This window comes from Chitinophaga sp. CF418, assembly GCF_900142925.1.
Taxonomy (GTDB): Bacteria; Bacteroidota; Bacteroidia; order Chitinophagales; family Chitinophagaceae; genus Chitinophaga.
On record NZ_FRCN01000010.1, the window covers coordinates 1 to 23859 of the forward strand.

Genomic DNA, 23859 nt, shown 5'->3' on the forward strand with positions numbered 1-23859 from the left:
AAGGCCGATAAGCGCCTAAAGACCAGCCGAGGAATCGCTAAACGTAAACAGCGTTGTTATGATGTTGAACCTGTGTTTGGTAATATCAAGCACAATCATCACTTTAAACGTTTTATGCTACGAGGCATTGAAAAAGTGACAATTGAGGCTGGATTATTGGCTCTGGCTCACAATTTAAGAAAGAAAACTGCATGAGAAAGAGCTGAAAGAGCCCAAAAACTTGTTCCCACCTCCCTAGGCCCTTCATATATTTTTACTGAATAAAATTAAGGCTCTGCATATATGCCCATGTGTATAGCGCTATACAAAAGAAAAAACCGCCTCAATTATTATTGAGACGGCTTCTTTTTTTTTGCGGTGTCTTTTTATCAATATAGACGGACGTTTATAGATCCTAACCCACTCTTAGTTGTCATGCTCTACTAACATTCGTTTCACACCGAAAAACATCGTATAGCAAGAAAGAGTTGACAGGATTCGAACCGCCTATTCCACTGATTATCCCCCCTAAGCCACCAAAACCTATTAAAGGATGGGCGATTGGATTCGAACCAGCTAATCTATTGTTTATCAATATTTTATCTGGCTGACATTTTTACAGAAAGGCAAATGTCCGTTAGTTTTAACAAGAAGGATAAAATTTTAAAGCCAATTTGAGAGGATAGCGTATTTCCTCTATTCTTTTCGATTTTAATAATTCTTGTTATTAAGTCTTCCTGCCCTCCAGTAAGATTAATTAGGTTCTCAGTTCTGTGCTGACACGGATGTAAATAATTGCTGTTGACATGACTTTCTCATAATAACGGAAAGTTTCACTAGAAAATCATTTTAAGAAAATTATATTGTTTGTTTGTGGTTTGGTCTCTTTGATAGGCTTTTTTAAAGCTTGATCTAGTTTCTGCAACATCATAGTAGAGGCTTCATTTACACAACAATCAGAGCTATATTTTGACCAATTTAACATCTCAAAATCTCACTAACATCAAATTAACAAACTGGTTAACAATCAATTAACAGCCATACTAAGCACTAGCAGTATATTTACTTTAATTTGATTTAATGACATTATTTCAAACCAGCTACCATTAAAGATGTCCTATATGGAATCAATTTCGTCGGGAAGATATAGACCACTGCAGGTCGTCCTGGAAGGAGGAAAATAAATCTAGGATTGTCTCTAATCGTTTAGAGTTAATGAAAAGTTAAATACTCAATTTACTTAAAACTAAAATAGTATCAAATGTTTATGCATAATATTGCCTTAGAATCAGCTGGTGCCGCTGCTGCTACTGGTATTGACTGGAAGGTAATTCTTGGAGCTATTGCAGCAAGCACCCTGACTAGTACTTTTATTTCTGCTATTATTAGCTGGAAGGACAAGCGTATTACTTACCGTGACGAGTACTATAAAAGAGTGATAAATAAGAGAATTGAAGCTTACGAGACCGTAGATAAACTTATGCAAATCTTCAAAAGAGTAGCTGCTAGATACATAGGTGATACCCAAGTCAGATTGTATGCTTTTTTTATAGAACGATCAAATCCAGACGAGCCACATTCTATTAAAACAGTGCACCATGAAATTGGCAAGGTCCTCATGTTGAATAACTGGATCGATCATAGAATATCAGAGCATATATCACAAATAAACCAGGTCTTAAATCATATACTGATTACTGAGTTACAAAGTTCGAACTCTTGGTCCAGGGAGGACTACATCGAAATAGGAATAAGATATTACGCGAGACTCGACGAATTAAGAACCAAAATCGAAAATCGCGCAGGAATAGATTGGAACAACCTACACAAGAAGAATGGAATAACGAATGGATACCAATATGAAGCGAGCGTTATCTACAAAATAAAGAGCAAGTTTATCAAGACGAAACCGTTGAAAATGCCATAGGGTTGAAAACCACTATTACTGAACACCTGAAGCCATTACAGCGGATAATTAGCCGTGAGTAACATTCGAAGTCAAAGGCTCCTTAAATAACATTACACAAATGTTATAATACATAACATGAAACTTAACTAATCCTCATCTTCACCGACCAATTTCCTCAAATCATCCATAAAATGCTCGAAAATTGTATTGACAGGCCCACACCTGAAAGCCTTGTCTGACAAGGATTTCAACCTTCTCTATCATCAAGTTTGTAGCAATTTTTAAAAACGTTGACACTTTCGTTGGCACTTTAAATCTGGCTACATGAATCTCCTAAAAAATGGTTGTCGCTATAGCGACTTTAATTTCTTCCCAGATAACTGGAATACTACCCGAGCGTCTTTGAAAAAAACCTGGCGGATAGAATATCGATTCTATGATCCGGAATTCAAGGAAAAATATCCTAAAGGCTATCCTAAGGTCATTAAAGCCAGGTTGAATCGTGTAAAAACGCTGGAAGACAGACAACAGTTAATGCGTGAATTACGCGACCTTGAAAGAGATCTTCTGAAAACCAGGGGTACAATCCTATTTTAAACATCAAGGAAAAGCAGACCACGAATGAAGAAATATCCCAGCTGGTAGATCCGAAAACGCCATTTATCCAGGCATTGGAGATGGGATTGGATCTCAAAGTAATGGATCTGGAATCCAAGAAGGATATCAAAAATAAGCTTCCACATGTCAAAGCTGCAGCCGATGCAATAAAGCTGAACGGCGTACTATTATCAAACATGCCTATTAGAAGTATACGAAAAAAACATATGCGCCTACTACTCAACAAGATCGGAAACAACAAAGGCGATAAATGGACCGCCAACAATTTCAACAGGTACCGCACAAACCTCCGTACCATATTTATTGAGTTGGACGATTTGGAGGCAATTGAACTAAACCCCTTAGATGGAATTAGAAAGAGAAAGGGAATCAAAAAAGAACGTGAGGTACAATCACAGGCATACAAATAATAATTAGATGAAATGAGTTTATTCAAGGCAGCATTACAAACAGGAAAAACAGTGCATAGCAAATGCATGCAATTAGGGTTCTTGCGTTCATAATCACAAGGTTAGGCGGAGCAGATAATAGCGACGATATAAATTTCAGCGCAATGGTTGCTGATGCGCAACTATACTTGTGATGGGTTAATAACCAAGCTTATTAAGTTCTAATTGTCCCTGCTATAAAAAAGCAATGCGTGCTAACAAACAGCTTCAATACTAATTTACTCCATCCGGCTAGAATAGACAAATTATTAACAAAATAGGGGATTTTTCCGGGGGGATAAGGCCTATGACCGCGCTCAACTAACCATAACAGATGTTACAGTTTACACATAAGTGCAACCTTGATGATGTTAAATCAAAAACACTAGTAATGCAAAAGTTTATAAGCAAATACAAGAATTACTTTGCAATCAGCTTAGTGTCTGTACTTGGGTTGTATCTTATGATAAAAACTGTTGTTATGTTACCAACTGATCCTACAAAGGTAGCGCCTGGAGACATAAAGTATAAGTTCTTTATACTTCTTATCACTCTAACATTACTTTTGGTATCTTTCCTAGCGTGGTTCTTATTAAAATATTTAGAAGACAGGCCTACACGACTCGTCTATTATGATGGAACCAACAAAGAGAGTCCTTTTCATCTAAAGCTAGACATTGAAACTATATTGACCAATGCTTTGAAAAAATCGTTAATAGACGATGCTACTGGTGTACTACCGGAAGTAATTGAAAGCAGATTTCCATCTATTAATCAAACTGATTCTCTTCAGAACGATTATATTGAGCAGCTCAGGTACGAAATTAAACACTCAAATAAGTTCAGTTCGATTATTAAATTAGAAAACGAGTTGAAATCTCAAATATCCCGCTTAGTTAAAAATTCAAACCTCAATCTAGTGATTGGAATATTAACAACTGTGCTTGCCATGTCGTTTCTTGCGATATTCCTATACGGTCATACTAAAATGACGACATCCATCGAGTTAATTCAGTACTTCATACCAAGAGTCTCCACGGTTATATTTATCGAAGTTTTTTCTTTCTTTTTTCTGAAGTTGTATAAAAACAATCTCAGTGAGATCAAATACTTCCAAAATGAGATCACAAACTTAAACTTTAAACTTTGCGCATTGAAATCGGCCATACAGCTTGGAGACAATCAAACAGCCGCAGCTATAATGTTGCAATTTGCTGCAACAGAAAGAAACTTCATTCTTCAAAAGGGACAAAGCACTGAGCGGCTGGAGCTTTTGAAGGTTGAGCACAAAGACAATAAAAACATCGCAGACTCAATAGTCAATGTAGTTAAAACAGCAAAGGAGAATTAGAGGCATAGTACAATACGGATATAATTTACCGGATCCTTTTGTCCGGATTCTGAAATAAAGTTAAGCAGTGGCTAATGATGTGTGTTATCACGCGTAATAATATTCCGGATGTCCAAAATACGGGGCCAGATATCCAAAATGAGCTAAATTGAGGAAAATTCAAACCTATTTATGCCTACACGCGAAATTGATGGAATTGAATACCAAGATTTAGTAATTGAGGATTGGTTGGAAAGTTTAGAAGCGCAACAATTCTATCATACTGAAACTAACCGATTGAAAGCAAAAAAGAAGTACTTAATCGGGACACTTGATGTTAAATATTTTGTTCCGGCAGATTTTATATTGATTGCTTTTGAGGACTGCATATTTTCAGGTAAGGTTGTATTCCATAATCATAATTACGCGAAAGTCGAATTTAAGAACTGTGTGTTTGAAGACGATGTAAGGTTTGTTGGGGGGGATTTTAAAAAGCAGGTAATATTCAATGGTGGAAAAATTCAAGGTCGGTTTGAAATCATAAATGGAAATTTTGAAAGGATTGACTTGTCGATGAATTGTAATGAGGTTTACATCACAGGAGGGAAATTCACAAATTTTGCAATTAATAGTTTCGGGCATTCAGATTTGTTCAGTATAAATGATCTGGTTATTCTGAGTCAAGGGATCTCAGGGAATATCTCCATAAGTAGAATGAACATAGCTAGCACAAATCTGTGGGGAAACATCCATAAAGATGCTGAACTTTCATTTAAGAATATATCATTTACACATCTCAAGATAGAGGGTCTTTTTAATAATGGAAAACTGAGGTTTTTCGATTTGGTGCCGGTAAAGCGCAATACTGCGAAGCCATCCTTATTTATAATGAATTCAAATCTCTCTAAAACAGATTTTTTTAGCCTCCCAATTGACAAACTTGAAAGATTTGAAATGTATAATAGCTTTTTTATCGATTGTACATTTGTGAATGTAACCTGGCCGGCTGAATTTGACACTGCGATGGATGGCGCTCATTACTCTGCACTGCTAGACCGCAAAGAAATGTTTCGCCAGCTCAAATATTCTTATTCCAAACAGGGCGATTCTGTGATAGAGCATAAGTTTCACGGCCTTGAAATGGATATTTACCGGGAATATTTGAAACGAAAACGGCGCGACTTAAAGGACATAGGGAATTATAGCAAATGGAGAACGGATCGGCAAACATCAATTATTTTATGGTTTAGTTCATGGAGTAGCAACTATGGCCAGAGCTTCAAAGCACCTCTATACACATTGCTAGCCGCCGGAGTTGTACTTTTTGCTGTGATGGTTACGTGTGGATTTATTCAAGGCTTCCAGGCGGGATTCCATTTTGATTTTTCCTGGCCACAAATATCCACAACAGCTGGTCATTTCTTCAGCTTTATAAATCCGCTACGCAAGTACGAGGGTCAAGAATTAAATATCGGAGTACTCCTCGATTCAGTCATGAGGATTATAGCATCGTACTGCATTTACAATTTTATTCGGGCAACCCGGCGGTTTGTAAAGTAGTCTCAATTTCCACGATAGTGATTTCATGTTCTTCATAGAGCACCTGCATCTTTACTTTCGACTGACTCCTCAACCTCGCTATATTTTCTTCTCTGATATTATAAAAGGGCGTAAAGTGGAACATCGGAAGAATGCAAACATGTTTTATTGAAACGATGCAAACATAAACCCTCATATTGTTTTACCGAAGATGCCGGCTACAGAACGCCTACTTATAAAAAACAAAATCAACTGGAACGCTTAAAGAGTACCCAAAAAAATGGTATTTTTTTGAAAAACAGGGGTAGGCAACAAACACAACGGCGGGAACACCCAAAAGCACAAAAGCCGCACGTTTTGTGCGGCTTCTACGAAGGCATTTTATCCATGTTAGGGATAATCACATTTCCATGGATATGTAAACGATTTTGGATCTACTTTAAGTGTTTCTAGCAATTGTAACAATTCTTCATCCGAGTTGAGATAGTAAAATTTTTTATCGAGATGTTCTTCCTGGTAGTAATCGTTCCTCTTATTATTCTCGTAGGTAATCTTTTCCATCTCAAATTGAACTGCCATGTAAATATAGTCCAGGTGTTCAGTACCAAATGGCTTTTTCTTTGTTTTACCAACTGCAATCCATCTGCGACGATCAGGGGTTGAAGCCGTCAATTCTGCAGCAATTTCACCGCCACTTCTCAGTCTATTGTAAATCGCTAATTCAAACTTATCTTTCATCTATTTAAAAAAATATATAATAAACCAATTTTCTTGCAACTTCAATCTGGAGATGAAGTCTATCTCCGTGCGGATTGCCTATTCCATGCCCCATGAGCCTGCCTGGATTCGCTGGGTCCCATACATCATCCCAATGATATGTTCCATCTGTTTTACCATAATAGGCCTTTACTTCGGCATCAGTCATTCCTGTTGTGTTTATATATCCTTCATGCATAAACATGCCCCTGTACAATTCCTCTGCCTCTGCCCGGCTTGCTACTGTTACCTCTGTCTCTCCTAGTTTTATTGCTTCCGCGGCCTGTTTAACCCGTATTGAGCTCCATTTGTATTCGGTAATCACCCTGCGAATCTTACCACCAAGCTCTACCAGCTTCACACCGCTAAAACTAACATTGGGTGGAACACCATGCATTGGCACTCTATGACCGGTCAGGTTTCCCCGACGATCGATATATTGGTTTCCAAATGTCCGCTGGCCAAATAGAAAATCTTCAGCCCAGCTACGTGCTGTGGTTACTCTATAGTGAAAACCATAAGTTATACCAAACATCATCCGATCAGAAAGATCTGACGCCCCACCATTAGGTGTAACTTTTATACCACTTATCCTTACTACATCAGTTTTCGGGTCAAAGTGATGCCATACCTTTGGTAAAAATGACATCAATGTTGTATCATCACCCAAAGGGTCTGACAATAACGCCGGGTTGTTAAACACATGATGGTAAGGTGTATTCTCGGGATGCCGTTCGCTTTCGGGATCAATTTGCTTCCACCTGCCAATTTGAGGATCAAAGGTACGGTAAAATGCATCATACTCATTTAGGTTTAAATCCGAGGTATGTTCGATACCATTGTATTCTAGCCTGTTTTTAGGATAGCGATTACCCGCCAATGCATAACTGGAAATCCCTACCATTGTCAACCCAAAAGGATAATAGTGAGTTTCTTCTAACAAAGGACCACTACTTAATCCCAAAATCATGTTATCGAAGAGCACATCCTGTTGACTTTCATTGCTGGTATAAACATACAAAAATCCACTTTTTTCAATTGGCATCTTTTCAACTACCAACTCTTGCAATTCGTCTGCAACTTCCTTGACCTGCCTTACACCGCTGTTAGACTCAACCAGTTTGAAATTATCATCGAACAGAACGAAATTGAGGTATGCTTTGGGACGTCCAGAAGAAGGTGTCTCGCGACTTACCTCCTTTAAACGCTGGTAATCATTTGTATAAAAGTTCTCGTTAAAGGGAGTATTATTAAATGCGAGCTCAGAATTGTGTATATCCCCTCCTTTATTCGTAGCTAGTCCGAATGCTTTTACAAGATCTATCAACATGTCTTCGACAGGTACATTCTGTTTATTCTGCTCAGGTCTTTGGGATTTGTAGAAAGCTTTAGTATTGATTTTAACGGTATCTCCGGCCATAACTCTTAGGACAAGAGATGGCCCGATCTTTTTCCCTCCTGCTTTGGCATTCAACTTAGCAACAAATTTATTCTCTTTGGTAGTGGGATCATCCGGATAGCCTGATGGCTTATCTGCTCTAGATTCCTCAACATTACTGAATAGGGCGGTTTCTTCAGTTGCTGCTGCAACTTCCATTGTTGCAGCATACATACTAAAGTCACTTTGATCCGTCAGTACAGTTCGGACATTGCCCAAATTGTCCCTCTCAAAGTAATCAAAAGCATAAGTAATTGGCACTCCCGTCTTATAAACAGGGCGAATACGTCCTTCTGTATGGCTGATCAATTCTAAACTGTCCTGACGATAAACAAACAGACCATCATAATCAGTTACCATAGTTTTCGGAGTATTGCCCGTATTGTCCGTTACCATCTTAGACAATCTGTTGCCTGTCGCATCATACTGATAGGTTATCTTTCCTTTACCATCAATAACTATCTCTACAGGAAGGTTCAGGTGATTATAGGTGACAGCACTGACGTGCTTGTTAGAGTCTGCAACAATATTACCGTTTCCGTCATAAAAATAATCTCTTCCTGAATTCGTACCATTTAAAAAATCCCCAAGCTTTGCTGAAGCTGTTTTTGCGGGGTTTGGATCTGATATGGAATCCAGCTTGTTACTATTCTGACGATAACAATATGTCAGACGGTCAATGGTATCTGCTTTGGTTCCGATCATGCCCTTCTGCCACATAGATCGAATATTGCCATTAGCATCGTATGTCAGATTACTGACAGTAAAATCTTTCTTATCCTGGCTCCAGTTGCCACCATTCTTTTGCGTAAAATCAGCCTTGATAAGACGACCTGCAGTATCATAACGATAACCATAAGCCCAGGCGCTATCTGCACGTGTTTTCCATTTAACACCAGCTATATTACCATTATATTGACTGGAATCGAATCCATAATCATAACTCAGCTCTAGCCCAAACCAATTGGATGTATTATTGCCATTGTTTACAAAATTTCTGTTGATTCCCTGTAACCAGCCACGGATGTTATAAGAATAGTTCAAACTGTCGATCACTGCTCCTGAAGGAGTTACACCTAAACGTTTCAATCTTAACTGTCCTAATTCATTATAATCATTTGCCACAACCAATCTCTCCAGTCCGGCATCATCATTCAGACGCTCTCTGATTGTAAGTAACCGGTCACTATGATCATAGGTCATCTTTGTCAGTAGTGTACTCTGCGGCGTTATACTTTTAGGATTCTGATGGCGGAAGTAGGTCGCCAGCATCGCTCCGTTAAAATTATACAGTGTTGTCAGGACGTCCTTGCCCCCGAAATTATTCTCGCTTATCATCTGAACAGAGCGCCCCTTCTCGTTATAATAATGAGTCGTAGTCAGCCACTTATCAGTACCCAATACCCTTACTTTACTACCAGTTACCCTACCTGTAGTAATCTCACTGACTGGTGATCTGTCCGGATACTGGGCATCTGTAGCCTCCAATTTTCCAGTATCTGTGGCAACGAAAGCCAACTTGCCAGAATAATTATAGTTGTCATAAAAAGTATAAGTTAGAGGAGTCAAAGCAGATACTGGTATGTTAGGTAGAGGGTTAGTGGCTAGTATGACAGTTGTATCACCTACAGTCGAAGGTTCTATCCTTGCGTCTATTTCACTATTGTTACCAGAGTCAAATCCATCCAAAAATAATATCGAGTTGGGCGCAACATACAAAGAACTACCGTCATAGTTGTACAATGCAAGATCAGCCTTTACCGGAGCTACATAAGATATAGACTGAGAAGTGGTCGCCGCATTCATCGAGGTTTGTAAAGCATCTCTCGTGACACTCGCCTTATAAATGGCAGTCATTGTGGGACGGTTCAATCCATCGTAAAAAGTAGCCTGCCACTCCATAGGAAATTTAGTCCGCTGAACAGAATCTTGTGTAAAAACCAGCCGGTTTCTCACGTCATACACCATGAATTCCCGCCCGGAGCCTGGCAGCTTTCTCATTACAACACGTTGTTGTTCGTCGTACTGATACTGAAAACACAGCTCATCTGCTATGGTTGAGTTTATTGTCCAAGAATCCTTTATTGCCTCTATAGCTAATGGTGTTATGACAAAACGCAAATTTCCCACATTGTCATAGACATAATAGGTAGATAACCATCCTATGTGTCCAGTACCAGGATTCCCAGCCACCTGCGACTTTTTTAGTACAACCTGACCATTTCTGTCCTTATATTCAAGGACCTGAGCTCCCTGTTCATCTAAAATTATACTCTTAAATAACTGGCCTGCGGCATAAATACCTGTGCTGACAGGTATACCTGAACCTATGTTCCATATTCTTACTGAGTCAATAGCCAAATTAGTCTGATATCGCGTTTCAACTGGACGGGTAACCCAGCTATTACCAACTGAGTATGTTTTGATCTCTCTATTCAAAGGCGAACCATCAAATTCACGTTTAGAATAATAAACCTGCTCGCCAGGAAACTTTTCCCGCATAAAATCAGCCTGCGCTGCAAATACATTGTACTCAAATTGCCCGTTACTGGCCGAAGACACATAAGGATGATAATTCAAAACTCTCCTTCCATCTTCATCATAAATAACAGGCTGAATACGATCCTTTCCTCCAGGAGATCCCCCTTTTTTTACTGTCTGTAACACTCTCCCTAATCCATCAACATATTGAGTTTCCTGCCGTACCTCCGCAACAGAGCCGCTATTTAGTACAGCATTGACATCTTTTAGAGGAAGTTGTGGCCGTCTTATTCTTACGTAATTGATTTTCGCGTTCCCTTGATACGCAGATGGAATAGTAGCTATTCCTGAGCTTATTGTTTTGGGGCCAATAACTTTAGAAGGAATATTTGTCTGAGCTACAGATAGCGGGCTATAACCAAGCGTTCCTGCTATCAAAAACAACAAACTGAATTTCACATTTATATTCATGAAAGTATCTCAATATTTTGTAAAGGATTCAGAACTTAATTTTGGCATGGTGCTCCATATGTACCATCAAATATCTCTATTGAGCTGGAACCATCTGAAAAATAGTACCGAATGTAACAGTCATAAGCATCATCTACCTTAACAGAACGGGTATATTTCTTAATCCCTCGTTCACATACTCCATTTATCCATTTGCGATCCGGGCTATCACATTTTTCTACACAGCTCGCAAATATGTTAGCATACTCCTGTCCATTTTCATCAATATCTGCCAGTGCTTTTGCGTCTGCATCGCCGGCAGATACAGATGACTTATATTTTCCTTTAGGTATCCTGTAAGTTATGCTACCACCATCGTATCCACTGCCACAATTTGTACGGTTGAAAACTTTGGACTTTTCATTATTACTATATAATTCTGGTGTTTCTGGATCGGGTTTCCGGGCAGTTGAATAACGTACTAATTGCAACACATTACCATTTCTATCCCTTATAACAGACAGTCTTCCGAAATTGTCATAATGATAGGTTGTTTTCTTATTTGAAACATCAATAATAGAAGTTACTCCATAAATGCCATTGTATGTATGGGTTTGCATAGCAGCATCAAAAGGCATGATTTTTACATCATCTATTGCATCCCCTTCTGAAAGCAGCATGTTATTAGTGTACTTCTTTCTTACCTCTATCCATTTCCCCTGGTCCCTATACCAATAATCTATTAGATATGATTTACTGTTAGGGGCAACGAACGGCACTTGAAAATCTCCTAAATAATATGCTTTGCCAGTATTTGCACCTTCGGCGTCGTTTGCTCGAGCAAGATCTGACTCGAAACTTTCGTAATAGCTTTCTTCCGGCAATGCATTTATAATTTGAGCAGTCATTTCACCGTTTTTTGACCATTTATAAGAATACTGACCATCTTGCTGAACTATAGATAAAGGATGAGACGTAGAATCATACGACTTCACCTCAAATATTTTTATTGGATTATCTCCATATTTTTCCCAGCGATATTTAGGCGCGACAAGTCGCTTGTCAGCAAACCAGCTCATATCATAGTCAGTTGTGGATATTTTGATGATCTTTCCTGCAAGCAGCTCTGTTTCTTCAACAACAGGTGCCAACATATTTCTATTTACCATTTCTGTATAAACAGCATTCCCCGATTGCAAATTATGGGGATATTTATACTGCGTTATTTTCTGTTCTAATTTGCTGTTTAAAGCAATTTGCTGGGCTAATAACAACTTCTGTGTGTCATATGACATATCCACCACTGAAACTATTGAATCTGATCCTGTGTAAAGGGTTTCACGTTGTTGTTTTATTCTTTTAGCCGTAGCCGTAAAGAATGATGATTGCGCATATTTCACTAGACGCCCACCACCGCTTTCAGTTCCACAGCACACATCCGCACCTGTAATTTCATTGATTGTTCTGCTTCCAGTGATGGTATAATAATCAAACTCCTTTTTGCTTACCAACCTACCGGTCACGTCATATTGTAACTCTTTTATTGGCACCCCTCTGTTCCAGTCATAATTTACCCCTCCAATAAATGGATAAGTGCCTGCAGAATCAGAAACCAGATCCATTCCCATTCTATTAGGTTTTAAAGGACTGGGATTGGCATAATATACATGAGACATTACTGAAGGCTTAAATTTACTGTCACAAAAGCCTTGTATATCAACCCTGCATCCTTTCGTTGGGTCATCATTGGAATCCCCATATGCACCTGGAAAACTAAACTGATGTACAGTTTTACCGCTGTTCTGTGTCTTAACAGTCACATACCTATAGCCTACGGTAGAATTAAAAGTGCCCCCTAACACAGTAGCGTCTCTGATAGTATTAACTAATACTTTTTGATAATAGTCAACTGTTTCGACCGCCCCACTCTGATAAAAATCCGCAATACCTGGATAAGAAAATAATGGCAGTATACTTATCGCACCACTTGTCTTCGAACCAGCAAAAGGAAGATTATATTCAAAATCCTTTATGATTTGCGATTTGGTACTGTCTGTGTGTGTGATACGTTTTATCCTAACTCCTCCTGCTTTCATATTAAACGCATCCGCAACATTCGACGAAGTCTCCGGCAACCACAGAAACTCATTTGGTTCGTACTCAAAGGTTGTACTTCCACCATTACCGTAAGTAATTGATGTTAATATGCCCGCCTGTACTAGCGATGTATTTACAGACATGTTTCGTCCGGGAACATATAATTCCACAGGTTCAGTGCTGGGGCGTTTGAAAGGTAGATACCTTTCGTAATGTCTCTTACTTCTTGGATAAACATATACTTCCGGAAGTATACCGACTGTGTTACCAGTCTGGTTATAGTATCCCCACATATCCTGATTAAAAGACTTTCTATGTGGTAGCAGTGTTTCATTATATGTTAGCTTATATAACGTAATGGCTGAGGACAAATCACTTATATCCTGAACACTGTCTAGATATAGTCTTTTTGCTATAAATGTGGAGGGTGAATTTGCTGCATTAAACGCGTCCCGATACGAATGGGCTAATCTGTAGCCTTTAACGTTTCCGTCGGAAAAAACTTTAACAGAGGTAAGTACCTTATCACCCGATAGGTCTTGTCGATTTTCCTTATATGCAAATGAAACAGAAGCCCCCGGATAATTTATCGCCGTCAATACTTCCGTGGTTATATGCCTTTGGCTTGAATATCCAAATTCAGGAGCGTATGATGCTAACGATGACCATAGTATCGAATTAGTAAAATTGCGAACATTATCACACTCATAGTCTATGACTATTCCTTTTTCATAGTTGAAAGTAATAACCTCTCCGGTATAAAGCTGAATAGTACGCAAATACCATGCTGTTCTAGCGCCGATTTCATAGTAAGACATTGATGGCGCACTCAGATCATCTACAGCTCCGAACAAATACGTGATTTTGTCAGTTGAGCTTTCTCCCAACGAAAAAGAATATTTATTTCCCGATTCATCAACTATGGCTATATGCTCATTGTCAATAAATGAGATTTTCAAGTTATTACTATCCAATTTGATAACTTCTTTTACAGTACCATTGTTGGCTTCATTAAATGGATCAACTGAAATAATGAATTTGCCATTATAGCTTGCGAAGCTATAGTAAAAAAGATCAGTTCCTCCACTAATGTTGTTAGTTACTCCGTTAGGATCGACAACACCATAAAAACCGAGATCTGACTTGCCATTTACTGCACAGATGATTTCCCCTCCGGCTTGCAGCGTCCATCCCATACCCACTCTGCTTGCGATTTCCTGTACCTTTATTCCAGAGGAATGATAAGTCAGCGCAACCGGCATTGAAAAGTTACCTACTTTAATTTCGTGCAATGGCAGCTCAAGACTATGAGTGCCAGTAAAAGGAGATATCGGAAAATCTATATACTTGGCAAGGCTTGATGCTTCTGGCGAAGATGGCAAAACACCCATCTCAATGTTACCTCCTCCCTGGCCCAAGCCCCGCAGAGCTAAAAACATAATAACAAGAACCAGGAATACGCCTTTCATTCTCATAGGCTACACTCGAATTTGATGATTTCTTTTAATTTTATCGCACATTAAAACCAAACCTATTCGTATATCATAAACAAACATACTATTGGGTAGATAAAATAGTCCATCTGCATTTATATATTCAGGTGATTTAATAACTTCTTATAGAGGAAACAGCTCTATTTATCATTTTTCTCCTATGGATGTCTTCTTTCTGCGTCTTATTTTGCAGTTTTAGCTCACCGGCCTCCTCTTTCACTACATATTTTAATGTTTGACCGTAACGAATGTGAACTGTAGGACAAACAAGAACTGTCAATAAAAACGATGTCATTTTCACTATTTAAAAATTGTCTCCTAATAGCAATTTTGATTTTATCGCATGTATCGACGGCTGATTTTTCCAACCGCTGGCAAATCATACACATAAAATGGCTCGTTGCTCACCTAGGATAAACATCTTACAGGTAATGCACGTCTTTAATAAAAAAACTACTGCCCTGAGTTAATACGCTCGTATTCTTACAACAGTATTAACATAACCTTACAGATTTATTATAAGATGACTTACAACAATCTTCATACTGGCTGCAGGCCAGATCTAAATTGAGAATTATGAATATGCTCGAACAAAGTATAGGAAACCTAAAATAGGTACTGGGCAACATCAAATTCAACTAGTCGCAAAGGTGATAAAACGACGCAACAAAACACATAACACATTAGTTGTACATGCATTGCATAACATCAATAACTCACTTCCACTACAAAGAAAAACGGACACTGCGCATTGTATGTACGTCGAGAAAATTTAAGCGGTATGTCACACATTTAAATTTGTGCTACAGCGACTCATTCATGCGGGCTAGGAAGTACACAACCGCGAGAGACCATAAATAAAGATGAAAACATTAAGTGTTAAGGCCTTAACAGTTAGTCACAGGCAAAAGAGTGTCAACAAGCCACATCCGAAAAGTATTGTCTTGGGTCGTGCACTCAATAATTATTAACACTGAGTAAAATATTCTGATTCTGAACTAGCCCTACTTTGACAGTAAATCATACCTGCATCTCCGATTAATAGCGAAAATCTCTATTTTGGGATGAAGAAGGTCACCAAGGTGAGTATTAAAGATGCTAATCTCTTCCAGTCTGCAGGTTTATTAGCGAATTCACTAATAAATGGTCTCAAAACACCATTTCTTCATATCTTCATAATAGTCCTTCAAATCACTGCAAATTGTATCATTTGAGTACAACCTCACTTGAGCGTACTAACCTAATAAATGCACAATAAACAACTGATAACCATTCACTTAAATAAAAATATACTGAACCAATCCGGTTCACCAAACCCGACTTCTTGAGAATGATCTCAAAAGGTCGGGGTTCTTTTTTGTCTGAAATGCCCGTCAAATCTGCAACAAGCGAGAACAAAGAGTTTATTTTTGTGGTCCGAGGTTGGTCTTTTTCTTTGTTATAGTAGATTCTCTCCGGGAATATCATCAATTGCAATTTCTGCTTTTCTCTATAGTCGCTGGAAGCCCATAGCCGTGCGGGTTCTGTGACGCGCTTAATAGCTAATTTTATGTATTTTTCGAGGTTCGAGGTGTTAATTAGGTTTATCATAAACCTTTCAATAGACATACAAAAATTTTATAAACTGAATACTGAAACACTGATATATAAGGATGAACGTCCAGTCGCCCCGACAATAAAAAATGAACCCTTCAGATCGTTGGATTTGAAGGGTTTTTAGTTTAATGGAATTTACATTGCATCGGCCTCTTTGCACAATTCACTGTGATTAAAACACCTACTGGTTCGAACTGTGGAGATGAAATCTAAAAAGTTTAACGCAGATTTTGCAACTCTAACGATAATCTTAAGACTTTAATCTTCGCTTTGAAAGAGGTATCTAAAGTTCAGATAATGAATTTATTGACATTTATCACAGTACTTTATTAACAAATGTCTTTTTTGTCCAGTGCGGAAATCTTCAATTTTGGATCGTAATAAATTTATCAAAATTGAAATTAAAAAACAAAGTAGCCGTGATTACCGGCGGTAATAGCGGCATAGGATTCGGCATAGCAGAAGCATTGAAAAATGAAGGAGCAGTTGGTGTGATCACCGGAAGGAATCAAACCACATTGGATAGCTCTACAATACAACTGGGAGTGGGATTCATTGGTATCAAAGGAGATGTAACCAATCTGGATGACCTGGAAAATGTATTCAAGGTAACAGCTCTCAAATTCGGTAAGATCGATACCCTCGTCGTAAATGCAGGTGGTATCGTTGATGGTGTACCAATGGCCGACATTAATGATGTGACTGAGGAAAACTATGATCAGTATATGGATCTTAACCTTAAAAGCGCCTATTTTACTGTTAAAAAAGCATTGCCATATCTCAATGACGGAGCATCGGTCATTCTGATCGGTTCAAGCGCCGCCCATCGCGCAGCTCCCGGTATGACCATCTATGGAGCTGCAAAAGCGGCAGTTATTTCCCTTGCCAAAGGTTTATCGCTTGATCTTTTGTCAAGAAAGATCAGGGTGAACACTCTTTCTCCTGGTTCTATTGACACTCCGGTGTTTGGAAAAATTGTACCGCAAGAACAGGTCGACGCTGTTAAAAAACTCTGGATCGATATTACACCAGCCGGACGACAAGGAGTGCCTTCTGACATCGGAAAAGCAGCAGCATTTCTTGCATCTGACGATTCGGCTTTCATTATCGGCACGGAAATACTCTCTGACGGCGGCCTGACGAATCTAAGTTTAATGAAGTAGTATTTCTTTGGGTAGCAGAGATCTGCTGCCCTCTTTTATTATAATTTGAAGCAGGGCAATAGTAAGTTGACCGGCAGCCTGCTTCTACCCTCTATGCATGAATCATTTAATCAACACATTCAACAGGTGGCGTAAAATAGTATGTGAACTTTTAAATAGCTTTGTACAAAGTCGTTTAAAATGTTTGAAACCTTGGCGATATACCTAGTTGAAAAAGGGGCACTCACTCAAAGCGAACTGGAGCTCATTGAGCAAGTCTCTGTTTTAAAAAAAGTTAGAAAAAACCAACTTCTGCTCGAAGAAGGTAAGTTCAGTAATTTTATAGGCTTCGTTGCGAAAGGAAGCTTCCGTTTGTTTCGCACAGCGGAAAATGGGCAGGAGCACATTATGAAATTTGCCATAGAAAACTGGTGGATCTCTGATTTTACCAGTTTTATGTCCGGTGAACCAAGTAATTGTTATATCGATGCCCTTGAAAACAGTGAACTGATCTTGTTTTCCAGGGAGAACTGGGATCATCTTCTTGCAACTATTCCCAACTTCAAACGTATGATCGATAGGCTGACCGCCAAAAACTTTGAAGCACATCAGAACAGAATTTTCAGTAACATCAGCGAGCCGGCGGAAATTCGATATGATAACTTTGTTAAAAAATACCCAACACTTTATAATCGGATACCCCTGTATATGATCGCCTCATTTTTAGGTATCAAAAGGGAAACGCTCAGCCGCATCAGAAAACAGGCCGCTTCAAAAAGAGATGCAAGCTGACCTCCAATAACAAGTTAGTTGTACCACTTTCATTTTCTGTTCTGCGACTGTAAGTTCTCTTCCAAAGAAATATAGCCGAAACTTCGTCGACCAATTACAACTGCGCTTTTTGCTAATTGTCACGTTCATTTTTTACAAATGTCCTATTTGTTTAGAAATGGTCGATCTAATTTTGACTTAAACATAAACGTTCAAAATGAAAAAAGTAATTCTAATGTCCGGAATGGTCACAATGGTCATGGCTTCTTTCAATGAGAATGCAAAAGGTGCCGACGCAACTGATAAAGGGGTGATCTACAACTTAAGTAATGCTATTGCCAACACAGGTTTATCAGTAGTTGCTTATGACTCGACAGCACTAAAGGTTGTCAATGCATTCTTCGACAAATTCAAATCTGGTGCATCTCCTGAAGAACTAGCAAACTCTTTTGACGAGAAGGCTGAAATGTTCATTCCCGGCGATATGAAGAACGTACCCTGGATCGGTAAAAGGATAGGACGTGCAGCGATCACAGATCATTTCAAACTGCTAAGAGAAAACATCAAGCCGGTTATCAAAGATATCCTGGACCACCTGGGTCTGTTTATATTTGGCAGATCTAGCTTTTTAATTGAACATAAACGACGGATCGATGTCTGCCGGAACGTCCTGGATAATATCCCAATGTTCAGCTATTCTCCCATCCTGGACGCGCCATATGTCCATTGACATCTTACCATGATCTGACACGTCATTTTTGGTAAAACACTGTATCCAGACGAGATCCCCTTCCGCAGCTATTCGTTTAATTGATACGGAAAAACCGGGGTACTTTCCGAAAAGATGTTCCTGCATTGCTTTTAGTGTACCCTCAGCCCCGCTCCCCCCATGCGGATGATGGTTGATAAAATCGGAAAGCATCATCGACATGGCTTTTACAAGGTCTTTGTCATTGTATAAGGTGTAGAAGAAGTTGGTTACAAATTTTTTATTTTTTTCTTCCTGCCTGCTATCCCGTTTTTGCTGGCCAGATGAGATAAGATGTGATAGAAGCAGAAGGGCCAATATACCCGACTGACGCAATAATTGTCTCATAAAGTTTTATTTTGATGAATACATTAGTGATCCTGTCAGCGATCATTATTGATACTAACAATGTAAAATTGCTTACAATCCTGTTTTCTGTGAATGAGCCATATCATTAAAATGAATTGATACAGATCAAATACTGCCACGGGGGAAGCTAACTGCATTAATCAGTACAAAGAAAAAATGAGACAAACTTATTGTTTGTGTGGCAAATAGAATTACAGATATCAATGATAAACTTGTACAAACCAATTATCTTTTAGACAGGTAGATGGTCACAATGCGCCTGCAGTCGATCAGTCAAGTTACCAATACTAAAGCTTTGGCTTACGATCCTTGCCGGACGTATTCCCATGGTGTTTCTGATTCCAACGGGTCAACATATTCAGGATAGGAAGCAACTCAAGCCCTTTCGGGGTCAGTGAGTATTCAACGCGTGGAGGTAATTCTTTAAAAACTTCCCTTTTAACGATTCCATCTTCTTCCAACTCCCTTAACTGATCGGTGAGTACTTTCTTGCTGATAATACCCATCTTCGCATGAATGACGCCGAAACGCACCTTCTTTTTACCAATCGTATAAATGATGATCGGTTTCCACTTTGTCCCTATAGTTGCCATCGTCCTGGTCATAGGACAATTATGACAAATGAAAATATCCCTGTCCATATTTACTGGTTACTTTATCGTTACCAGTATCTGTATTGCATTGATATTACAATACCTCTCATTGGTAACTTTGCGTAACTAATATAAGTTTTTCCTGAACAATAATAATTTTATGAAAAATCTTTCATTAAAACATTGGCTTTTCTTACTGCTTTTTCCCTCACAGATATTATTTGCGCAATCCGGGCTGAGGCAGGCCGGATACTATAGAACGATGGTAGGCGATGTAGAAGTGATTGCACTGTCGGATGGTACGGTACCTGTTGATGCACACATGCTCCTGGGGAAAGTCCCGAACATAGACACGTTACTTCATCATGCTTATCTGAAACAGATAGTGGAGACTTCTATCAATGCATATCTTATTAATACCGGATCACGCCATATTCTTGTAGATGCCGGGGCCGGGGATCTCTTTGGCGGCACTTACGGGGGAGCGCTTATTCAAAGTCTGCGGAATGCGGGGTATCAAACCACGCAAATTACCGATATCCTCATCACGCATATTCACCTTGATCATACAGGAGGGTTGCTGGTGAACAATAAAATGGTCTTCCCGAAGGCGACCATTCATGTAAACAAAGCTGACATTGATTTCTGGTCACAGCATCTGGCACCAAAGGTTGCGGAAGCAAGAGGCATCACCGCCAACCGGGCTGCTTTTATGGCACTCAAACCGTACCTGGATGCAGGAAAAGTGCGCACGTTTGAAGGAGCTTCCGTTCTATTTGAAGGCATCAGCACGCTGGAGGCATCGGGACATACTGCCGGACACACACTCTTCGCACTGGAAAACAACGGAGACAAAATGGTGTTCTGGGGGGACCTTGTTCACATCTCCGCAGTTCAGCTGGCGATGCCGGACAATCGGGACGAGTATGACTTTGATAAAGACAAGGCGGCGGAACAGCGTGTAATGTTATACCGGGAAGCTGCGGAAAAGAAGTATATGGTGGCAGCGGATCATATTTCGTTTCCCGGATTCGGGCGGTTAATAAAAAAAGGAGTTGCCTACGAATGGATACCACTTAACTACAGCGTACAGCTCTTAACTAAGTGACAGAAGAAGATAACGCCGCCGGCAGGTAAGCACACACGCGACACTGCACAAAAGTCAATCTGTTTGATTTATACAAATCTTGGTTTGTTTCACATAAGCGACCCTCTGACATATCATTCTATCTTTGAGTCATCAAAATCACTAAAAAATTCAAAGCAATGGATACAAAGAATGTATGGTTAGTTACAGGAGCTTCCAAAGGACTGGGACTCACATTAGTAAAAAAACTGTTGGCAAACGGATACCGTGTTATCGCTACCTCCAGAAATGCGAATGCTCTTGAGCGCGAGATAGGGCCCGCTTCTGATACTTTTCTGCCACTCGAAATGGCACTGGCTGACAATAACGATGTAAAAAATGGCATTGAAAAAAGCATCCGCCATTTCGGACGTATAGATGTTGTTGTGAACAACGCAGGATATGGTCAATCGGGAACACTGGAAGAGCTCACGGATGAGGAAGTAAAAAGCAGTTTTGATGTAAACGTTTTTGGTGCTATAAATGTAATCCGTAACGTATTGCCTTACCTGCGCGCACAACGGGCCGGACACATTTTCAACATCTCCTCCATCGGCGGTTACACAGCGGCATTTCCGGGATGGGGAATTTATTGTGCAACAAAATTTGCCATTGCCGGCATTACAGAGAGCCTGGCAGAAGAAGTAAGGGAATTTGGTATTCACGCCACAGTTGTCTATCCCGGCTATTTCCGTACGGAATTCCTGTCAAAAGGTTCCATCAAAATAGCGGCGAACCCTATCGATGCATATGAGTCGGCGCGTCATTCAGAAGCAGCACATTTAAATGAGATCAATGGTAATCAATCTAATGATCCGGAAAAAGCAGCGACTATACTTATCGATATTGCCAACCTGCAAAAACCGCCTGTGCATCTCTTCCTGGGCAATGATGCTTATGCCGCAGCAGCCGGTAAAATCTCAATTATAGAGCAGCAATTGAGCGAATATAAAGACCTCGCTACAGCCACAGCATTTGTTGCATAAGCATGTAAAACACCCGATTCAGGATATTGCTATCTGCAGCATTCTGAGTCGGGTTACACCCCTGAAGCCGGTTGTATGAATATCACTCTATCAGGTCTTTGGAAATACCCAGTTTTTTCATTTTGGAGGTAAGAGTGGTAGGTGGTAGATTCAGCAGCTGAGCGGCGCCACCTGCTCCATATATTTTGCGGTTACATTTTCTAAGTACATGGATGATATGATCGCGTTCAATCTCTTCGATAGTCTGTACAGCATCGTGTGCCGGCCGATTACCTGTCTTCACGGTGGCGGGTAATACTATTGATTGTATGAAGCGGTTAGGAGAAAGCACAACAGTTCTTTCAATTATATTTTCCAGTTCCCTCACGTTACCTGGCCAGTGATAGGTTTGTAGATGTTCGATGACGACAGGAGAAACTGTATAAGGGGTACCTCCTACCCTAAGTGAATGCTGGTTAAGGAAATGTTCAACCAGTAATGGTATATCCTCAGTTCTTTCCCGCAGCGGAGGTAATAGTATGGGAAACACATTTAGCCTGTAATAAAGGTCCATGCGAAACCGCCCCTCAGCGACTTCTTTTTCCAGCTGCCTGTTTGAGGCTGCTATGACACGTATATCAACTTTCACCGGGGCTTTTCCACCAACACGGTCTATCTCACGCTGCTGCAGTACACGTAGCAATTTGACCTGTGCATTCAATGGCAGCTCTCCTATCTCATCAAGGAATATAGTCCCGCCGGATGCCTGTTCAAATTTTCCGGTCCGCTGGCTGATTGCGCCCGTAAATGCTCCTTTTTCGTGACCGAAGAGTTCCGATTCTATAAGGTCGGGCGGCAGAGATGCACAATTGACAGTAACAAGCGGTTTATTATTTCTTGGAGAGAGCTGGTGTATTGCCCTTGCCACTCTTTCCTTGCCGGTACCATTCTCTCCGGTTACGAGTACCGAAGTATCGCGCGCAGCAACTTTTTTGATATAATCAAATACGGCAAGCAGCGATGAGCTGCGGCCTACTATGCCATGAAAGTGCTCTTCCTGTCCTCCGGACGATGATCTTCGATTTTCAGGCACGGCCTTCCCGCTGGCCTGATCGGCTTTGCAGACCGTCTCCACTGCCGGTTCCAGCAGACCGCGAAGAAAATTGATCATTCCGGTATGTTCACCTGAATACGGGGCTGACTTTTTACTAAAGAAGCACAAGGCGATAACTGTGCCGTCAGACATGAGCAACGGCTGAAAGAAAAGGGATTCCATTCTCAGGTTCGTCGCAACAAAACCAATAAGAGTACTATTGGCCGCAAGTTCTGAAAAACCGGAGCCTATGAACACCGAGGAGGTGTTTACCGGGACATTTGTAAGACTGAGCTGTGTCAGTGCAGTGACTGAAAGTCCGGAGATGTTTGAAAGCTGTTGTAGCCCGTTTCTCTGATATTCTTTAAAGTGAATACGAAGAAAGCCACAGTCATGCAATTGCCAACTGCCATTATCATATGTGAATGCACTAAGGAAATCAAAGGGAATAATATCCTGAAGCACTTCCGCAAACTGCGCTTCATATTCCATTTGCCCGTTTGCTGCTTTTTTGAGGAAAGCCTGTACAGCCGCTAACTGCTCCTCCTTCAGATCCAGGCTATTCTCATCGCGGTAAATCGCGATCTCAATTGCCACCAGCAGATCCTTTTCGCGGAATGGTTTTACAAGAAATCCATGTGGTCTGGTTTCTTTTGCCAGGGAGAGTATGCTTTCGCTTGAATTGGCAGAAAGATATATGAACGGGATCCGTTTATCGTTCAATATATGTGCCAGCTCGATGCCACTCTCCGCACCTTTCAGGTGTATGTCAAGCATTACAAGACCCGGCCGGTGTATATCGATCAGGGCAAGTGCTTTTGATACGGATATTGCAATTCCGCAAACCTTATGACCTGCGGCTTCCAGTATGGACTTTAGCTGATAGGCAACAGTAAATTCATCTTCAACAATAAGTATCTTCTTCTTCATAAATTAAC

Annotated in this window: 17 protein-coding genes; 11 read left to right on the plus strand and 6 right to left on the minus strand. The window is 40.0% G+C overall.

The genetic code is table 11. From position 1 onward, the window contains the following. The 6 genes from F3I09_RS21135 to F3I09_RS21160 form a co-directional block, all read left to right on the plus strand. Positions 1–195: transposase (locus F3I09_RS21135; protein WP_188133901.1), on the plus strand; the 195-nt coding region annotated here is incomplete at its 5' end. Positions 196–1246: 1051 nt separating this feature from the next. Further along, positions 1247–1906 (plus strand): hypothetical protein, encoded by a 660-nt coding sequence (locus tag F3I09_RS21140; protein ID WP_149697043.1) that lies wholly within the window; start codon positions 1247–1249, stop codon positions 1904–1906. 306 nt (positions 1907–2212) lie between these two features. After that, positions 2213–2485 carry a hypothetical protein gene (locus F3I09_RS21145; protein WP_149697044.1) on the plus strand — a complete coding sequence of 91 codons (273 nt, stop codon included), beginning with the start codon at positions 2213–2215 and terminating at the stop codon, positions 2483–2485. Positions 2486–2565: 80 nt separating this feature from the next. Then, positions 2566–2916 (plus strand): hypothetical protein, encoded by a 351-nt coding sequence (locus tag F3I09_RS21150; RefSeq protein ID WP_149697045.1) that lies wholly within the window; start codon positions 2566–2568, stop codon positions 2914–2916. 409 nt (positions 2917–3325) lie between these two features. Then, on the plus strand, positions 3326–4285 hold the full coding sequence (locus tag F3I09_RS21155; protein WP_149697046.1) for a hypothetical protein: 960 nt from the start codon (positions 3326–3328) through the stop codon (positions 4283–4285). Positions 4286–4456: 171 nt separating this feature from the next. Next, a complete protein-coding gene (locus F3I09_RS21160) occupies positions 4457–5824 on the plus strand; it encodes a hypothetical protein (RefSeq protein WP_149697047.1) in 1368 nt (455 codons plus the stop codon). Positions 5825–6193: 369 nt separating this feature from the next. Here F3I09_RS21160 and F3I09_RS21165 read toward each other — a convergent pair whose 3' ends face one another. The 3 genes from F3I09_RS21165 to F3I09_RS21175 are packed head-to-tail and all read right to left on the minus strand — an operon-like array spanning position 6194 to position 14500. After that, complete coding sequence (locus F3I09_RS21165) at positions 6194–6541, minus strand: hypothetical protein (RefSeq protein ID WP_149697048.1); 348 nt, start codon at positions 6539–6541, stop codon at positions 6194–6196. 4 nt (positions 6542–6545) lie between these two features. After that, complete coding sequence (locus F3I09_RS21170) at positions 6546–10949, minus strand: DUF6443 domain-containing protein (protein ID WP_149697049.1); 4404 nt, start codon at positions 10947–10949, stop codon at positions 6546–6548. A gap of 35 nt (positions 10950–10984) precedes the next feature. After that, positions 10985–14500 carry a DUF5977 domain-containing protein gene (locus F3I09_RS21175; RefSeq protein ID WP_149697050.1) on the minus strand — a complete coding sequence of 1172 codons (3516 nt, stop codon included), beginning with the start codon at positions 14498–14500 and terminating at the stop codon, positions 10985–10987. A 2009-nt stretch (positions 14501–16509) separates the two neighbouring features. Between F3I09_RS21175 and F3I09_RS21180 the strand changes: the two genes are divergently transcribed. The 3 genes from F3I09_RS21180 to F3I09_RS21190 all read left to right on the plus strand — a co-directional run bounded on the left by F3I09_RS21180 (position 16510) and on the right by F3I09_RS21190 (position 18757). Continuing rightward, on the plus strand, positions 16510–17277 hold the full coding sequence (locus tag F3I09_RS21180) for an SDR family oxidoreductase (protein WP_149697051.1): 768 nt from the start codon (positions 16510–16512) through the stop codon (positions 17275–17277). Between the two features lie 180 nt (positions 17278–17457). Further along, entirely contained in the window at positions 17458–18048 is a 591-nt protein-coding gene (locus F3I09_RS21185) for a Crp/Fnr family transcriptional regulator (protein ID WP_149697052.1), read from the plus strand. Between the two features lie 196 nt (positions 18049–18244). Beyond that, the gene (locus tag F3I09_RS21190) at positions 18245–18757 is read left to right on the plus strand and encodes a hypothetical protein (protein WP_149697053.1); all 513 of its coding nucleotides are present in this window, start codon (positions 18245–18247) and stop codon (positions 18755–18757) included. Here F3I09_RS21190 and F3I09_RS34820 read toward each other — a convergent pair. Together F3I09_RS34820 and F3I09_RS21200 are read right to left on the minus strand one after the other, a co-directional pair. Next, positions 18656–19123 (minus strand): nuclear transport factor 2 family protein, encoded by a 468-nt coding sequence (locus F3I09_RS34820; protein ID WP_149697054.1) that lies wholly within the window; start codon positions 19121–19123, stop codon positions 18656–18658. The genes F3I09_RS21190 and F3I09_RS34820 overlap by 102 nt on opposite strands. A gap of 308 nt (positions 19124–19431) precedes the next feature. After that, positions 19432–19749: a helix-turn-helix domain-containing protein gene (locus F3I09_RS21200; protein WP_149697055.1), complete on the minus strand. Its 318-nt coding sequence runs from the start codon at positions 19747–19749 to the stop codon at positions 19432–19434. A 148-nt stretch (positions 19750–19897) separates the two neighbouring features. Here F3I09_RS21200 and F3I09_RS21205 point away from each other — a divergent pair, with 148 nt between their 5' ends. Together F3I09_RS21205 and F3I09_RS21210 are read left to right on the plus strand one after the other, a co-directional pair. Continuing rightward, positions 19898–20845, plus strand: coding sequence for an MBL fold metallo-hydrolase (locus F3I09_RS21205; RefSeq protein ID WP_149697056.1), 948 nt, complete (start codon positions 19898–19900; stop codon positions 20843–20845). A gap of 158 nt (positions 20846–21003) precedes the next feature. Next, positions 21004–21849 carry an SDR family oxidoreductase gene (locus tag F3I09_RS21210; protein ID WP_149697057.1) on the plus strand — a complete coding sequence of 282 codons (846 nt, stop codon included), beginning with the start codon at positions 21004–21006 and terminating at the stop codon, positions 21847–21849. 82 nt (positions 21850–21931) lie between these two features. Here the strand turns inward: F3I09_RS21210 and F3I09_RS21215 are convergent, their stop codons facing one another. After that, positions 21932–23851 carry a sigma 54-interacting response regulator gene (locus F3I09_RS21215; protein ID WP_149697058.1) on the minus strand — a complete coding sequence of 640 codons (1920 nt, stop codon included), beginning with the start codon at positions 23849–23851 and terminating at the stop codon, positions 21932–21934. Positions 23852–23859 lie beyond the last annotated feature (8 nt).

Excerpts from the sequence above, each read along its gene's own strand:
- F3I09_RS34820 (WP_149697054.1), bottom strand. The coding sequence starts at position 19,123 with ATGAGACAATTATTGCGTCAGTCGGGTATATTGGCCCTTCTGCTTCTA.
- F3I09_RS21165 (WP_149697048.1), bottom strand. The coding sequence starts at position 6,541 with ATGAAAGATAAGTTTGAATTAGCGATTTACAATAGACTGAGAAGTGGC.
- F3I09_RS21150 (WP_149697045.1), top strand. The coding sequence starts at position 2,566 with ATGGGATTGGATCTCAAAGTAATGGATCTGGAATCCAAGAAGGATATC.
- F3I09_RS21160 (WP_149697047.1), top strand. The coding sequence starts at position 4,457 with ATGCCTACACGCGAAATTGATGGAATTGAATACCAAGATTTAGTAATT.
- F3I09_RS21215 (WP_149697058.1), bottom strand. The coding sequence starts at position 23,851 with ATGAAGAAGAAGATACTTATTGTTGAAGATGAATTTACTGTTGCCTAT.
- F3I09_RS21170 (WP_149697049.1), bottom strand. The coding sequence starts at position 10,949 with ATGAATATAAATGTGAAATTCAGTTTGTTGTTTTTGATAGCAGGAACG.
- F3I09_RS21175 (WP_149697050.1), bottom strand. The coding sequence starts at position 14,500 with ATGAGAATGAAAGGCGTATTCCTGGTTCTTGTTATTATGTTTTTAGCT.
- F3I09_RS21200 (WP_149697055.1), bottom strand. The coding sequence starts at position 19,749 with ATGACCAGGACGATGGCAACTATAGGGACAAAGTGGAAACCGATCATC.
- F3I09_RS21205 (WP_149697056.1), top strand. The coding sequence starts at position 19,898 with ATGAAAAATCTTTCATTAAAACATTGGCTTTTCTTACTGCTTTTTCCC.
- F3I09_RS21210 (WP_149697057.1), top strand. The coding sequence starts at position 21,004 with ATGGATACAAAGAATGTATGGTTAGTTACAGGAGCTTCCAAAGGACTG.
- F3I09_RS21145 (WP_149697044.1), top strand. The coding sequence starts at position 2,213 with ATGAATCTCCTAAAAAATGGTTGTCGCTATAGCGACTTTAATTTCTTC.
- F3I09_RS21140 (WP_149697043.1), top strand. The coding sequence starts at position 1,247 with ATGCATAATATTGCCTTAGAATCAGCTGGTGCCGCTGCTGCTACTGGT.
- F3I09_RS21185 (WP_149697052.1), top strand. The coding sequence starts at position 17,458 with ATGTTTGAAACCTTGGCGATATACCTAGTTGAAAAAGGGGCACTCACT.
- F3I09_RS21190 (WP_149697053.1), top strand. The coding sequence starts at position 18,245 with ATGAAAAAAGTAATTCTAATGTCCGGAATGGTCACAATGGTCATGGCT.
- F3I09_RS21155 (WP_149697046.1), top strand. The coding sequence starts at position 3,326 with ATGCAAAAGTTTATAAGCAAATACAAGAATTACTTTGCAATCAGCTTA.